Here is a 14,546-nt window from a genome sequence, read left to right as displayed (position 1 = left end):
CGGCGCGCGCTCCGGAGACGCCTGCGCCACCGGCCGACGCGGACGGAAGGCAGCCCGGGGGATCGGTGGGTGATGAAAGCGGGGCAGGCAAGGAACGTCACGACCCTCCGCATTCCCCCCGTCCGTCACCACCGACTGTAATCGCACAGCCGGGACGCCAGCACGCGGACCACCGCCGTCCGGACGACCAGAAGCGGGAACGATCAGAAGCGGGAACGATCAGAAGCTACGTCCATGACTCGTCGAGCGGCAGGCTGGAGATCGTGAAGGGGAGGGTCTCCGGGGACAGGGCGGCGGCCCTCACCGGCCTACGCCCCTCACCGGCCTACGCCTCGGCCATGACGCGCAGTGCCTTCTCCTCGGGTGAGCCGGGGGCGGCGGTGTAGACGAGGAGGCTCAGCTCGGGATCCTGGGGGAAGTGGGTGATCTCGTACGAGAGGGTGAGCGGGCCCGCCTCCGGGTGGTCGATGCGTTTGAGCCCGTGGGACTTGGTGCGCACGGTGTGCAGCAGCCAGTGGTGCCGGAACTCCTCGCTGCGCTCGTTGAGTTCCTCCACGAGCCGCCACAGCGCGGGGTCGTCGGGGAAGCGGCCCGCCGCGAGGCGAAGATGGCCCACCGCCTCGCGGGCGATCATCTCGCGGTCCGGATAGCGGCGGCCGATCTCGTCGTTCAGCAGATGGAGCCGGCACAGGTTGCGCTCGGCCGGAGGCAGCGCGGAGAAGTCGGTGATGAGGGCGCACGCGGGCCGGTTCCAGGCCAGTACGTCCATCCGCCGGCCCATGGCGAGCGCCGGAGCGGTGATCCAGTCCAGCAGTCGGCGCACCCCGGAGCGCGTCGCCGCACCGTCATGGGCCCGTCCGGGGTCCGCCTCCGGCTTCTGGGGGCGCGCGAGCCGGAAGAAATGGGCGCGCTCGTCCTCGTCCAGCCGCAGGGCGCCCGCCACCGCTCCGAGTACGGCGTCCGACACACTGCGGTTGCGGCCCTGCTCCAGGCGTACGTAGTAGTCGACGCTCACCCCCGCCAGATGCGCCAGCTCCTCACGGCGCAGCCCCGGCACGCGCCGCACTCCCGAGCCGGAGGCGAAACCGACGTCCTCGGGCCGGATCCTGGCCCGTCGTGAGCGCAGGAAGTCCCCCAACTCGCCCTGTGGCTGCATGCGTTCATTATCACGTTCCTGGGTTTCGCTGTCCCTGGGTACGCCGGACCCCAGGCACGACGGGGCACGGCCAGCGCGCCGCGGGCGGGGTGAGCATGGGACGGCCAGGTGGACTGGATGCAAGAGACAGCAAGAGACAGCAAGAGACACCAAGAGACACCAAGAGACAGCAGGAGAGCAGGAGAGCAGGAGACAGTGGGAGAGGACGTACGTATGCGCAAGCGGACACGACGAGCCGCGGCGGTGGCCACGGCGGCGGCCCTGCTGGGCCTCGCGGCACCAGGGGCGGTCGCCGACGAACGGCGGCTCCCCGACCCCGCGCCGGGCGGCCCCCAACGCCCGTACGAACCCGATGTGACGGGCCCTCGCAACATCGACACCCTCAGCGCCACGATCACCCCGGACGGCGGCAGCACGCACGGCGGCACCGCGCGCGGCGTACACGTCGCCTTCGACCGCACCAGCCGCGCCGAACCGGCCGGCCCGCCGGCCGCGGCCCGCCGCTTCGTGTTCCTCTTCGACGCCTCGCTGCGCTTCCGGCCGGACGCCTTCCCCACCTGCACCCGGACGACGATCGAACAGCACGGCGTGCACGCCTGCCCGCAGGGCTCCCGGATCGGCCGGGGCACCAGCCACACCTACCCCGAGGGCACGGCCGAGGTGTACGCCTTCAATACCCGCCACCCGGGCGGCACGCGCGGCGCCCTGGTCGTCATCCCCGCGGGCGGCACGGTCCTGGAGCTGACCTGGGAACGGGTCACCCCCCACTACCAGCGGGCGGGCTACCGGTGGGCCCTCGATGAGATCCTGCCCCCACCGCCACCCCACCCGATCAGCGCGTGGGCACCCGCCGTTTCGAACTGACCTGGGGCGCCACCCGCCGCACGGGCGACGGCAGGTCGGTGAGCTTCGCCGAGACCGCCGCCCGCCCGGGCGCCGAACTGGGCATCGGCCTGTGGAGCGAGTTCGTCACCGGGCAGACCGTACTGCCGGAGACCACCGCGGTCCGGCCCTGACGGTCGGCGGTCGGCGGCTGGCGGCTGACCGTCGGCCGCCGGCCGCTTGAGATCCCGAGCGGCCGGCCGTGGCGTTAACCTTGTCGTCGGCTGCGACCACCGGTCGCAGCGCGGCGGTGGGGCTCGCCGGACCCGAACCGCGGCATCGACGCCGCCAACAGTCCCTACTTGCGATGGTGGACGCCCGCGCGCCCGGGCCCGGCGAGTAGGAGACGTACGTTCATGACAACCCCGTACCCCAAGATCCCGTACCCCAAGATCCCGTACCGGGAGCAGGACGCGTGAACTGGCTGCTGGTGGTCGTCGGAGGCATGGTCGGTGCGCCGCTGCGGTACCTCACCGACCGGGCCGTGCAGAAGCGGCACGACACCGTGTTCCCCTGGGGCACCTTCGCCGTGAACGTGGCCGGCTGCCTGATCCTGGGCCTGCTGACAGGTGCCGTGCTGGCCGGGGCCGCCTCCTCCGACGTGCAACTGCTGCTGGGCACGGGGCTGTGCGGGGCGCTGACCACGTACTCGACGTTCTCCTACGAGACGCTGAGGCTGGCCGAGGACGGGGCGAGGTTCTTCGCCGTCGCCAACGCCGTCGCCAGTGTGGTGGCAGGGCTGGGCGCCGCGTTCGTCGGTGCCGCGTTCGCCGATGCGCTGTGGGCGTGAGGGCGGTGGCGGAGCGAGCGGAAGCGACGCGGGCGACCGGGATGGGGCCGTGGCGGTTCGTGCTGTGGTTCGGCACGGTCAGTCTGCTCGCCGACGTCGTCTACGAGGGCGCCCGCTCCGTCACCGGACCGCTGCTGGCCTCGTTGGGCGCGTCCGCCCTGGTCGTCGGTGTGGTCACGGGCGCGGGTGAGGCGGCGGCGCTGGGGCTTCGGCTGGTCTCCGGTCCGCTGGCCGACCGCACCCGCCGCTTCTGGGGCCTGGCGATCGCCGGATACGTGCTGACCGTGGTGTCCGTGCCGCTGCTGGGCGTGGCCGGGACGCTGTGGGCCGCGTGCGTGCTGGTGGTCACGGAGCGGGTCGGCAAGGCGGTGCGCTCGCCGGCGAAGGACACCATGCTGTCGCACGCCGCGGCCGCGACCGGGCGCGGGCGCGGCTTCGCCGTGCACGAGGCCCTGGACCAGATCGGAGCCCTGATCGGCCCTCTGCTCGTGGCCGGTGTGCTCGCGCTGACCGGAGGCGACTACGGACCGGCGCTCGGGGTGCTCGCCCTGCCCGGCGTCGCGGTGCTCGGGCTGCTGGTGTGGCTGCGGGCCCGGGTGCCGGACCCGGAGGCCTACGAACGTGACGTGGCCGCCGCGTCGGCATCGGCTCCGGAGCCGGAGGACGGCCGGCGTCTGCCGAGAGCGTTCTGGACCTACGCCGCCTTCACGGCGGCCACCACGACCGGGTTCGCCACGTTCGGCGTGCTCTCCTACCACCTCGTCGAGCGGCATCTGCTGACCACCGCGTGGGTGCCGGTGCTGTACGCGGCGGCGATGGCCGTGGACGCCGTAGCGGCGCTGGCCACGGGCTGGCTGTACGACCGTTACGGCCCCCGCGTGCTGATCGCCCTGCCCGCGCTGACCGCGGGTGTGGCCGCGCTGGCGTTCACCAACACGCTCGCGCTCGCCGTGGCCGGGTCGCTGGTGTGGGGTGCGGCCATGGGCATCCAGGAGTCCACGCTGCGTGCCACGGTCGCGGATCTGGTGCCCACCGGGCGCCGGGCGACCGCGTACGGGCTGTTCGCCGGCGTCGTCGGCGTGGCGAGCCTGGCCGGTGGCGCACTGATCGGCGGCCTGTACGGCTACTCGATCCCCGTACTGATCACGGTGGTCGTCGCCATCCAGGTCCTCGCCGTGGTCCTGCTGGCCGTTACCCGGACCCCGCGGCGCTGACCCCGCGGCGCTGACCCCGCGGCGCTGACCCCGGGTTCGGGCCCCGGGTTTCGGCCCCCGCGTAATAAAGCCGGGCTAGAGGCGCCCTGTGCTGGCCCTTGACCGTTAAATAACCTTGGGCGGTACACCCGTTGCTGATCCCAGGGAGTCTCATGTCCACCGCGCAACAGGTCCCCGACATCCTCTCGCCCGAGTTCGCGGCGGATCCCTACCCGGCCTATCAGGTGATGCGCGAACGTGCCCCTCTCATCTGGCACGAAGCCATGCAGAGCTACATCATCTCGCGCTACGAGGACGTGGAGCGCGTCTTCAAGGACAAGAGCGGGGAGTTCACCACCGACAACTACACCTGGCAGCTCGAACCCGTACACGGAAAGACGATTCTCCAGCTCAGCGGACGGGAACACGCGGTACGTCGTGCCCTGGTCGCCCCGGCCTTCCGCGGCAGCGACCTGGAGGCGAAGTTCCTTCCCGTGATCGAGCGCAACTCCCGTGAGCTGATCGACGCCTTCCGGCACACCGGGTCGGCCGACCTGGTGACCGACTACGCGACCCGTTTCCCCGTCAACGTGATCGCGGACATGCTGGGCCTGGACAAGGCGGACCACGACCGGTTCCACCGCTGGTACACCACCGTCATCGCCTTCCTCGGCAACCTCTCGGGCGACCCGGAGGTGACCGCGGCCGGCGAGCGGACCCGGGAGGAGTTCGCCGAGTACATGTTCCCGATCATCCGGGAACGCCGTGAGAACCTCGGTGACGACCTGCTGTCCACGCTGTGCGCCGCCGAGGTGGACGGCGTGAACATGAGCGACGAGGACATCAAGGCCTTCTGCAGCCTGCTGCTCGCCGCGGGCGGCGAGACCACCGACAAGGCGATCGCCGGCATCTTCGTGAACCTCCTGCTGCACCCGGAGCAGTTGGCGGCCGTACGGGAGGACCGGAGCCTGATCTCCCGTGCCTTCGCCGAGACGCTGCGCTACACACCGCCCGTCCAGATGATCATGCGGCAGTCGGCGACTGAGGTCGAGCTCAGCGGCGGCACGGTACCGCCCGGAGCCACCGTCACCTGCCTGATCGGCGCCGCCAACCGGGACGGCGACCGCTACCGGGACCCGGACCGCTTCGACATCTTCCGCGACGACCTGACGACGTCGACCGCCTTCTCGGCCGCCGCCGACCACCTTGCCTTCGCGCTCGGCCGGCACTTCTGCGTGGGGGCGCTGCTCGCCAAGGCCGAAGTGGAGATCGGTGTCGGCCAGCTCCTCGACGCCATGCCCGACGTGCGGTTCGCCGACGGCTTCGACCCCGTGGAGCAGGGAGTCTTCACCCGGGGTCCGCAGTCCGTGCCGGTGCGGTTCACACCGGCCGCGGGCTGACCCCCTGTGGGGTTCGGGGCCGCGCTCCGAACCCCACAGGGGGCTTGTGGTTGTGCTAATGCACCACCGGCGTGAACTGCACCGGCAGCGAGGTCAGCCCGCGCATCCAGATGGAGGGGCGCCAGGTCAGCTCGTGCGGCTCCGCATCCAGGACCACGTCGGGCAGCCGCTCCAGCAGGGCCTCGACCGCGGTACGGGCGATGACGTCGGCCAGCAGCGGGGCCGGGTAGGGGCAGCGGTGCTCGCCGTTGCTGAACGACAGGTGCGCGGCGTTCTCCGCGCCGACGTGCCCCTCGGGCCAGATCTGCGGGTCGGTGTTGGCCGCGGCGAGTCCCAGTACGAGGCAGTCGCCCGCCCGGATCTGCCGTCCGCCGAGCTGGGTGTCGCGCACGGCCCAGCGGCCGATGAAGTTCTGCGTCGGCGTGTCCAGCCACAGCACCTCGTTCAGCGCCTCGCCCACGCTGAGCCGGCCGCCCGAGACGTTCAGGGCGAAGCGTTCGTCGGTGAGCAGCAGCCGGAGGGTGTTGCAGATCCAGTTGGCCGTCGGCTGCTGTGCCGCGGCGATGATGGAGATCAGGTCCTGGATGATCTCCTCGTCGGTCAGCCCGGCCGGATGCTGCAGCATCCGCGAGGTGACGTCCGGTCCGGGCTTCTCCCGCTTCTCCTTCACCAGTTGCTGGAACCGCGCACCCACCCGCCCGTACGCGGCCACCGGGTCGTCGCCCTCCGCCGCGTCGAGCGAGATCCGCAGGTCGTCGACGAGTTGCTGGGTGTCCGTACCGCTGTGGGGCATCCCGCACATCTGGACCGCGGCCCGCATCGGCAGGGCGTGCGCGTACGCGCTCATCAGCTCGGCGTGGCCGCTCCCCGCGAACGCCGCGATGAGCTCGTCGGCGATCTGCTCGCACTCACGGCCCAGCTCGAACTGATCGACGCCCTCCAGCGCCTGAGTGATCACCCCTGCCCGCCGCTGGTGCTCCGCGCCCTCGGTGAACAGCACCGACGGCTGGTATCCGACGAACGGCATCAGCGGCCAGTCCGCGGGGATGTTCTCCCACTGGTTCCAGCGCCGCGAGTCCCGCGCGAACAGCTCGTCGTGGGCCGTCACATAGCCGACCTCGGAGTAGCCGAGGACCAGCCAGGCCGGCACGTCCCCGTCGAGCAGCACGGGCGCCACCGCGCCGTGCTCCCGGCGCAGGGTGCGGTACAGCTGCGACGGTGTCTGCTGGTACTCCAGACCGCCCAGGCGCACCGCTCCCGCGTGGGCGGGGCAACCCGGGGCGGCCGCCGGGGAGGAGGATCCGGTGTCGGTCACGGTGTCATCTCCCGGGCCTTGGCCTGTTCGTAGAGGTGGTTCACGAGGGTGATCAGCACGTCCTTGCCCGACGACCTGACCCGCGCGTCGCAGTCGATCAGCGGCACGTGCTCGGGGAGGGCGAGTGCCTGGCGGATCTCGTCCAGGGAGTGCCGGGAAGGGTCGTTGTCGAAGCGGTTGACCGCCACCACGAACGGCGTCTTGTGGTGCTCCAGCCGGTCGATCGCGTACCAGGAGTCGTCCATCCGGCGCGTGTCGACCAGGACGACCGCGCCGAGCGTGCCGGAGAAGAGCCGGTCCCACAGGAACCAGAAGCGCTTCTGCCCCGGGGCGCCGAACAGGTAGAGCACCATGCGCTCGTTGAGACTGATCCGCCCGAAGTCGAACGCCACGGTGGTGGTGGTCTTCGCCGCCACCCCGCTCGTCTCGTCGACGCCGACACCGGCCTGGGTCATCACCTCTTCGGTGTTGAGCGGCCGGATCTCGCTGACCGAGCGGACCAGCGTCGTCTTGCCGACCCCGAACCCGCCCACGATGACGATCTTCAGACCGGTCTCTGCGGCATCGGCCAGAGGCGTACGTTGGGAAGGCAGCTCAGAGATGGCGGAGCCCATGGAGCACCTCCTGGAGAAGGGCGGAATCGGGGAGCGAGGCGACGGACCGCGCCGCGCGCGGGTGGCGGGCGGTGATGTTGCCCATGGCGAGGAGGTCGCCGAGCAGGATGCGCACCACCGTGATCGGCAGCTTCAGCTCGGCGGCGATCTCGACCACGGCCGTCGGGTGCCGGCACAGGTCGAGGATGCGAGTGTGCTCCGACTGCATCCCTGCGGTGGGTTCGCACTCACTCACCACGAGGGTGACCAGATCGAACGCGTCGTCGGCACGACTGCGTCCACCCGTGACGGTGTAGAGCCGGTCGGGATCACCGGTGTCCACGGGCCTGCGTATCACGACGGAGCAATCGCCTGGGTGCCCTGGCGGGGCTCGGCCCGCAGATGCTCACCGATCTTGTCGACGAGTTCGGTCATCTGGTGACCCACGACGCCGGGGTCGGCGTTCTCCTCGGCGACGACCGCCAGATGCGCTCCCTCGCCGGCCTCGACGATGAAGAGCAGGCCGCCGTGGAACTCGGTCATGGAGTGGCGGACACCGCCGCTGCCGTCGCCGAACTCGATGGACGCGCCCTGGGCGAGGGCCTGGATCCCCGAGCAGAGCGCCGCCAACTGGTCGGCCTGGTCCAGCGTCAGATGTTCGGTCCAGCACAGCTTCAGGCCGTCCCGGGACAGGACGAGTGCGTGCCGCGTGCCGGGAGTGCGCTCCAGAAGGCTCTGCAGGAGCCAGGTGAGGCTGGTGTCGGTGGTCTGCATGGTGGGTGATGGGACGGTTGTGCCCTGCTGTCGGGTCACCGCCCCGTTCCTCCAATCTCACGAAGTCGAGGGCATGGGCGCCGGGGCCCCGAGCGCCGTATGTGTGGGGGTGGACCTACGAGCCGGCGGGCGGCTCGGGGTCGGAGTCGGGTTCGGGGCGGGCCCACGATCCGGTGTCGCCGTTGCCGGACTGGCGGCCGCGGTGGAAGGAGCCGAACAGCGAACCCGCGTCGCGTTTCGCCGAACGTCCCTCCGTCTGCGTCTCGTCCTGTGCGGTGGCGGCGGCCGTAGCTCTGCGCTGCTGCAGTTCGCGGTCGGCCTCGGCCATGGTGCGGCCGGGGGCGCGCACGGGCAGGCCGTTCGGGGTGGCCTCCGAGCGACGGGAGCGTGCCCCCCGCTCGGGGAGTTCCGCCCCGGCGGCGGGCCGCACCGAGGCGGCCGGCCGCACGGCCGGTTCGGGTGCCGCGGGCGATGCGGTGTCGACGGGCCCGGGTGCGGGCACCGCGGGCGCCGCGGACGCGGTCGGCCGCTGTGCGGCGTCGCGCTGCTGGGCGAGCAGCTGTGGGGGCAGCAGGACGACGACGCCGGTGCCGCCGCGCGACGAGGGACGGTAGTTGACGCTGATGCCGTACTTGTCGGCCAGCCGTCCGACCACGGCCAGACCGAGCCGCGTGCCCTGCAACGAGGCGAGGTCCGTCATCCGCCCGGCCACCGACTCCTCGGCACGCCGCATCGCCGCGTCGGCCATCTTCAGGCCGCTGTCCTCGATCGTGACGACGATTCCGGCGCTGCGCTGCTCCACGTACACGTGGACCTCGTCGATCGGCGGCGAGAAGTTGGCCGCGTTGTCGACCAGTTCGGCGAGCAGATGCATGACGCCTTCCGCGGCGAACCCGGAGACCGCGGCGTTCGTGGAACAGTGCAGTCGTACGCGCCGGTAGGCGGCGATCCGGCCGACCGCGCCGCGGAGGATGCTCTCCATCACGATCGGCTTGTTCCACGCGCGGCTGGAACGGCCGCCCATGAGCAGCGCCAGCCGGTCCGTCATGAGGCCGAGCTGCGAGGTGCTGTGATCCAGCTTCAGCAGGTCGCCGAAGACCTCTTCGCCGTGCCGCTCCTGCATGTCCCGCAGGTCGGCGAGCATGCTGACGGCCTTGGCCTGCACCCGGCTCAGGGCCTTCGCCGAGGCCGACTGCGCGGCGGCGGCCCGCCGTTCGCTGTGCGCGAGTTCACGAATGAACGAATCTGCGGGGATGCGCAACAGGGGGACCTGCGGCCAGTCCAGTTCGGCGAAGACGGTGTCGGCCGAGGTGCCTTCCCGCAGCTTTGCGATCGCGGCGGGCAGGGTCTCGTTCGTCAGCCGTTCCAGCTCGGCGGCGGCCTGGGCCAGTTCCTGCTGGGCCTGCCGCCGTTCGATGTCCAGGGCCGCGACACTCTTCACGTCCTGCTCCACCATGGTGGCGAAGGAGTGCATGACCTTGCGCAGCTGTGGATCGGACGGCTGCGTCACGCTCGTCAGTGCGTCATGTGCGCTCGCTCCGTCCCGCAGCCGTGTGGCCACCGCGGGCAGGGTCACGTTCACCAGATGTGCGGACTCGGCCGCCTGCTGCGCCAACTGCGACCGGAACTGGTTGACTTCGCCCACCTGTGCCGCGGCGGACCGGCGGGCGCGCCGGATCAGTGAGGTACTGACGACGACGGTGACCGCCACACACAACCAGGCGCCCAGAGCCGAAGCCACCGTCCAGGTGCGGGCGTTCGGGGGAGCCGCCGCGATCGCCGCACCAGCCGCTGCGGCAGTCACCACCAGGACGACCAAGGGTGCGACGGGCGAGGCGTGAGGCGCCTTCCCTGACCGGTGTTGGCTGAGCGGTGAAGGCACTGACATCCAGCGGTCCTCGGTCCTTGGCAGCGGGAAAGACAGGGCGACCGACGCACGACGGCCGCAGGCAGGGGACATCACCAAGAGGACGGTGATCGTCCGGCAGGCATTCGCACATGCTAGTCACCCATCCGGGTGTCGCGATCTGACTAGCTGCCTAGTCCGCTCAGGACGTAATTTCGTCGAAAATCTGCCGACCACGTGGGGTGATGTGGTAATGGGGTTTACGCGCCCTCCACCCCTCTGACGACCGCGGATGACCGCCCGCACGTCCTCACGGGCCCCTCAGTAGGTGCTGGACCGCTGCCGCTTCGGCGTGTCGGCGACGGCAGAGCGATGGGTTTCAGTCAACTGCCCGGCCGGCGCGGCAGGTAGGCCGGCAGTCACGCAGGGTCCCGAAGCCGCGCACGCATGGTCCTGAAGCGATGCACGAATGGTCCTGAAGCCATGAATGACAACTGTGTTGCGGTTGATGAGTACAGTTGCCCACGACGGACATTGTGGTGAATCCCGTGACCGTACCGCTGTTTCCAACCCCTGGTTGTTGAATCCGGTGCGCTGCAATCCACCTGTTTGCGGGTCATTCTTTCCGCGTCATGTCCGCATCCCTTCCGTCTTATGTCCGCACCGCGGAAGCCGCCTATGACGCCCCCTAACGTTCTCGTGGGCGCTCCCGGAGGCAGGGCGGGCACAACCCGCCGCACCGGAAAGCGTCGCGATCGGTTTCCCGCTGTCCGTAAACCCAGGGCGTTTGCGCCCGTGTCGGCTTGTGCGCGACAAGAGCGATCGGGAGGGGAAGATGTCCACTTTTTCGTCCAGCGAAATGGCGGCGGAAGTCTTCGGCCGGCTGTTTTCCGTGATGCTGGAGGACGAGGAATTCGTCGCAAGGGCCCGGCAGGAGGGACTGTCGGTCCGGCTCGTCCACACGAAGCCCGACTGCCAGGTCTTCGTGTCACCGCAGGGCGTCGTCGTCGGTGAGGAGGCTCCTCAGACGGCGGCGATCACTCTCAAGATGTCCTGCGACACGGCCCACGCGCTGTGGATGGGCCGGCTCATGGTGCCCGTCGCCATCGCCACGGGCCGACTCAGGATCCGCGGCAAGGTCGCCAAGGTGCTGGAACTGGTGCCGATGCTGCGGCCCGCCTTCGACCGCTACCCGGACATCGCCGCCGCCTCCGGCGTCGGCGCCTGACCTGCTGCCCGGCACCGGTTCCGGCCGGCGAACCAACGCGTAAGGAGTGTCGTCCACATGAACACCGCTCTGTCCGAGTACCAGTCCGAGTCCGAGTCCGTGTCCCTGCTGGGACTGAACTTCGACGTACTGCCGCCCGAGGTCCAGCGGTTCAGGGAGGCCGCGAGGGCCTTCGCCCAGGACGTCGTCAAGCCCCGCGTCCAGCACCTGGACCAGGCACCGGCGGCCCACTTCGACTGGCAACTCGTCGCCCAGGGCCACCAGATCGGCCTCACCCGTGCGGCGGTCCCCAGGGAATACGGTGGTGCGGGCGTCGGCATGCTGGGCGTCGCCGTCGCACTGGAGGAGGTCGGCGCCGTCTGCCCCGGCACGGCGCTGATCTTCGGAGCCACCATGCTCGGCCAGGCGCCGATCCTGCTGTCCGGCGACCCCCGCCTGCAGGCCCGCTTCCTTCCCCTGTTCTCCGGTGACGAACCCGTGCTCGCCTGCAACGCGGTCACCGAGGAGGACGCGGGCTGCGATCTGATCATCCCGTCCCTGGCACAGCACGCGCAGAACGTCACGACCGCGCGCAGGGACGGCGACCACTACGTGCTGACGGGCCGCAAACGGTTCATCACCAACGCGAAGTTCGCCGCGTTCGCCTCCGTGTTCGCGAACATGGAGGGCAGCCCGGGCGCGACCGGGCTCACCTCCTTCATCGTCCCCCTGGACCTTCCCGGCGTCGTCCGCGGCCCCGTGGCGGACAAGATGGGATACCGCGCCTGCCTGGGCAGCGAGCTGGAGTTCCACGACGTCCGGGTACCCGCCGAGTACATGATCGGGTCGGAGGGCGAGGGCATGGCCATCAACATGGCGCAGAGCAACATGGCCCGCGCCGCGGTGGCCGGCATCTCCACCGGTGTGGCACGCAGCGCCCTGGAACAGGCGGTCGCCTGGTGCGGTGAGCGGGTGCAGGGCGGGCAGCACCTGCGGCACCACCAGTTCACGGCGGCGAAACTCGCCGGCATGACCACCAAGGTCGACGCCGCCCGCATGCTGTACCTGCGCGCGGCCGACAAGGTCGACAACGAACTGCCCCCGCCGGTCTACGAACCGGCCGTGGCTAAGCTGTTCGCGGACCGGACCGCGATCGAGGCCGCCGACACGGCTCTCTCGCTGATCGGCGCACGCGGCTATCTGCGCTCCTACGGGGTGGAGAAGATGATGCGCGACGCCCTGGGCACCCGCATCTACGAGGGCACCCCCGAAGTCCTGGCGCTCGCCATCACCGACAGTCTCTACGCCGAGAAGGAAGAGTGGTGAACGCCGTTCCGGTCGTCGGCGGCGCCACCTCCTCCCGCCCGTCCCCGGCCCCGGAGCCCACCGCCACCGGGGACGCCCCCGCCCGACGCTATGCCGTGGACATCATCAGGCTCCACGAGCGGCTCAGCTACCGGCGGTTGCTCGCCGAGCTCAAGGGGGCTCCGCTCTCCCTCATCGAGGACCCGGACCGCCGGCTGGTCACCGTCACCGCCCGCGACAGCCAGTTTCCCACCCGGTACCTCAAGGGAATCCTCGGCTTCCGACTCGCCCAGTACCTGAGGCTGAGCTGGATCTCCCCCGACTCCGTCCACCGGACCGCCGCGTTCCACGAACCGCTGCTGCACTCGCGCGCTGTGGAGCGCCCCGTGGAGAACGTCCACACCGTCACCCTGTGCCGGCGCACCTGGCGGATACGCGGATACGTGGGGCTGGCCTGCTCCGCGGACGCGGAAAACCTCCCCCTCGACTCCCCGCGCCGTACCCCGTTCCCGACGGAGGCGGCACACGGCGTCGACCTGCTACGGCGGTACGCACAGCCCGGCCTGGGGACCCACCAGGCCTTCGAGTTCAAGCGCTTCCTGCGGGACCAGTCGATGCCGCGGGGCGAACAGCACACCTGCGTCCCCTGGCACCTCATGCTCGGCATGGGCGAGGCCCTCATGGAGCTCGGCGACGCCGTGCGCATCGTGCTCGGCGACGCCAAGGAGCACGTCGCACTGCGCCATCTGCGCCTCGGCGGCTTCGACCTGCACGTCGTCGAGGGCACGTCGCCGCGCCTGTGCGCATCGGATCCCATGGCGCCGATCTACCGGCAGTCGGTGGTGGCCAGGCCGTTCGTCGCCCCGGTGCCCACGGATCTCTGCTGGTACCTCGACATGATCCGTTCCTACCTCTCCGGGACGAGCGACCTGACCTCGCCGCAGGCCCTGGTCACGACCCTGGCCGCGCGGAAGAAGCCAGGGGACGGCGTCCCCCGTCCGTCACACGAAGGGCCTTGCGGGTGATGAACGTTGACAGCCAGCCGGTGTCGCCGGCCGAGAAAACGCCCACGGTGGGCGCCGAGTTCTACGCCGAGCTGACCACCCGGAACACCGGGGTGGTGGCCGCGGCCGAGCAGCGGGCCCTGCACGCGGCCACCGTCCTGGTGGCCGGCTGCGGGTCGATCGGGGGCGCGGCCGTCGAACCGCTCACGCGGCTGGGCGTGCGGAACTTCGTCCTCGCCGACCCGGGAACGTACGAGCTGAACAACCTCAACCGGCAGTCGGCGATGGCCGCCGACATCGAGCGGAACAAGGCCTCGGTGGCCGCGTCCCGGGTGCGGGCGATCAACCCGTACGCCTCCGTCGAGGTCTTCACGGAAGGAGTCACCCGGCAGACCGTGCCGAAGCTGACGGGCTCCTGCCAGGTGATCATCGACGGGGTGGACGTCACGACACCGGAGGGGTGGCAGGCCAAGCACCTGCTGCACCGTCACGCCATCGTGCGGCGACTGCCCCTGATCACCGGGTGGGACATGGCGGGCACCCAGTACGTCCGCTGCTACGACTACCGGCACCTCCGTGAACCGTTCGACGGGACCATCACGACGCGGGACCTGGCCCGCCTCGACACATGGGAACTGCTGCGCCGAGCGGTGCCGCTGAGGTACGTACCGACCGACATGCTGGCCGAGATCCGGGCCAACCACCTGCGGACCGACTACACGTTTCCGCAGGTGTCCTACACGGCCACGGCGTTCGGTGTGATCAGCTCCCACATGGTCGTCAGGCTGCTCGCCGGACAGCGGGTACGGCACCACATCCGCCTCGACGTGCACCAGAAGGCCAGGCCGCGCACGGAACAGTGGCGCACCTGGGCGCGCTGGCCGGTGGAACTCGGAGCCCTGCTCCCGGAGCTGCTCCGCATGCTCCGAACCCCCGGCGCCCGCCTGACCCAAGCCCCCGCACCGGACCGGGCTGCCCCGCGCCCCACCCAACCCTGAACCCCCTGGGCGGCCCCGGCCTCGGCCCCTGGCCGGGGCCGACCGGGGCGGCAGGCGGCGGTGGTCCTCAGGTTCGTGTTGTG

The 14,546-nt window shown here is 70.7% G+C and carries 15 protein-coding genes; 9 read left to right on the top strand and 6 right to left on the bottom strand.

All coding sequences use genetic code 11. From position 1 onward, the window contains the following. Positions 1-325 precede the first annotated feature (325 nt). Positions 326-1,156, bottom strand: coding sequence for a helix-turn-helix transcriptional regulator (locus tag E0500_RS00395; RefSeq protein ID WP_131566603.1), 831 nt, complete (start codon positions 1,154-1,156; stop codon positions 326-328). A 213-nt stretch (positions 1,157-1,369) separates the two neighbouring features. Between E0500_RS00395 and E0500_RS00390 the strand changes: the two genes are divergently transcribed. The 5 genes from E0500_RS00390 (at position 1,370) to E0500_RS00370 (ending at position 5,421) form a co-directional block, all read left to right on the top strand. Next, a complete protein-coding gene (locus E0500_RS00390; protein WP_181586817.1) occupies positions 1,370-2,020 on the top strand; it encodes a hypothetical protein in 651 nt (216 codons plus the stop codon). Then, a complete protein-coding gene (locus E0500_RS00385; protein WP_181586816.1) occupies positions 1,996-2,172 on the top strand; it encodes a hypothetical protein in 177 nt (58 codons plus the stop codon). The genes E0500_RS00390 and E0500_RS00385 overlap by 25 nt, the downstream gene beginning before the upstream one ends. 281 nt (positions 2,173-2,453) lie before the next feature. Then, the gene (crcB, locus tag E0500_RS00380) at positions 2,454-2,828 is read left to right on the top strand and encodes a fluoride efflux transporter CrcB (RefSeq protein WP_131566610.1); all 375 of its coding nucleotides are present in this window, start codon (positions 2,454-2,456) and stop codon (positions 2,826-2,828) included. Beyond that, positions 2,825-4,042, top strand: a complete 1,218-nt coding sequence (locus E0500_RS00375) for an MFS transporter (RefSeq protein ID WP_309504746.1) — start codon at positions 2,825-2,827, stop codon at positions 4,040-4,042. The genes crcB and E0500_RS00375 overlap by 4 nt, the downstream gene beginning before the upstream one ends. A gap of 152 nt (positions 4,043-4,194) precedes the next feature. Next, entirely contained in the window at positions 4,195-5,421 is a 1,227-nt protein-coding gene (locus tag E0500_RS00370) for a cytochrome P450 (RefSeq protein WP_131566613.1), read from the top strand. Positions 5,422-5,476: 55 nt separating this feature from the next. Here E0500_RS00370 and E0500_RS00365 read toward each other — a convergent pair whose 3' ends face one another. The 5 genes from E0500_RS00365 to E0500_RS00345 form a co-directional block, all read right to left on the bottom strand. After that, positions 5,477-6,736 carry a cytochrome P450 gene (locus E0500_RS00365; RefSeq protein ID WP_131566617.1) on the bottom strand — a complete coding sequence of 420 codons (1,260 nt, stop codon included), beginning with the start codon at positions 6,734-6,736 and terminating at the stop codon, positions 5,477-5,479. Then, a complete protein-coding gene (locus E0500_RS00360) occupies positions 6,733-7,350 on the bottom strand; it encodes an ATP/GTP-binding protein (RefSeq protein WP_131566621.1) in 618 nt (205 codons plus the stop codon). Before E0500_RS00360 ends, E0500_RS00365 begins: the two co-directional genes overlap by 4 nt. Beyond that, positions 7,331-7,687, bottom strand: a complete 357-nt coding sequence (locus E0500_RS00355; RefSeq protein ID WP_165935095.1) for a DUF742 domain-containing protein — start codon at positions 7,685-7,687, stop codon at positions 7,331-7,333. Before E0500_RS00355 ends, E0500_RS00360 begins: the two co-directional genes overlap by 20 nt. Next, on the bottom strand, positions 7,684-8,103 hold the full coding sequence (locus E0500_RS00350) for a roadblock/LC7 domain-containing protein (protein WP_220140417.1): 420 nt from the start codon (positions 8,101-8,103) through the stop codon (positions 7,684-7,686). The genes E0500_RS00355 and E0500_RS00350 overlap by 4 nt, the downstream gene beginning before the upstream one ends. 115 nt (positions 8,104-8,218) lie before the next feature. Then, the gene (locus tag E0500_RS00345; protein ID WP_131566627.1) at positions 8,219-9,991 is read right to left on the bottom strand and encodes an ATP-binding protein; all 1,773 of its coding nucleotides are present in this window, start codon (positions 9,989-9,991) and stop codon (positions 8,219-8,221) included. A 793-nt stretch (positions 9,992-10,784) separates the two neighbouring features. On the opposite strand from E0500_RS00345, the gene E0500_RS00340 reads away from it, so the two are divergent. From E0500_RS00340 to E0500_RS00325, 4 genes are read left to right on the top strand one after another with little or no spacing between them, the layout of a single operon-like run. Further along, positions 10,785-11,177: an SCP2 sterol-binding domain-containing protein gene (locus E0500_RS00340; protein ID WP_131566631.1), complete on the top strand. Its 393-nt coding sequence runs from the start codon at positions 10,785-10,787 to the stop codon at positions 11,175-11,177. A 57-nt stretch (positions 11,178-11,234) separates the two neighbouring features. Next, a complete protein-coding gene (locus tag E0500_RS00335) occupies positions 11,235-12,482 on the top strand; it encodes an acyl-CoA dehydrogenase family protein (protein ID WP_131566634.1) in 1,248 nt (415 codons plus the stop codon). Then, on the top strand, positions 12,479-13,486 hold the full coding sequence (locus tag E0500_RS00330) for a hypothetical protein (RefSeq protein ID WP_181586815.1): 1,008 nt from the start codon (positions 12,479-12,481) through the stop codon (positions 13,484-13,486). Before E0500_RS00335 ends, E0500_RS00330 begins: the two co-directional genes overlap by 4 nt. Then, positions 13,486-14,463 (top strand): ThiF family adenylyltransferase, encoded by a 978-nt coding sequence (locus tag E0500_RS00325; protein WP_181586814.1) that lies wholly within the window; start codon positions 13,486-13,488, stop codon positions 14,461-14,463. Before E0500_RS00330 ends, E0500_RS00325 begins: the two co-directional genes overlap by 1 nt. Positions 14,464-14,546: the final 83 nt, after the last annotated feature.

Source organism: Streptomyces sp. KM273126, assembly GCF_004337435.2.
Classification (GTDB): Bacteria; Actinomycetota; Actinomycetes; order Streptomycetales; family Streptomycetaceae; genus Streptomyces; species Streptomyces acidicola.
The sequence above is the reverse complement of the archived record's forward strand: the minus strand, read 5'-3'. Positions and strand labels throughout refer to the sequence as shown.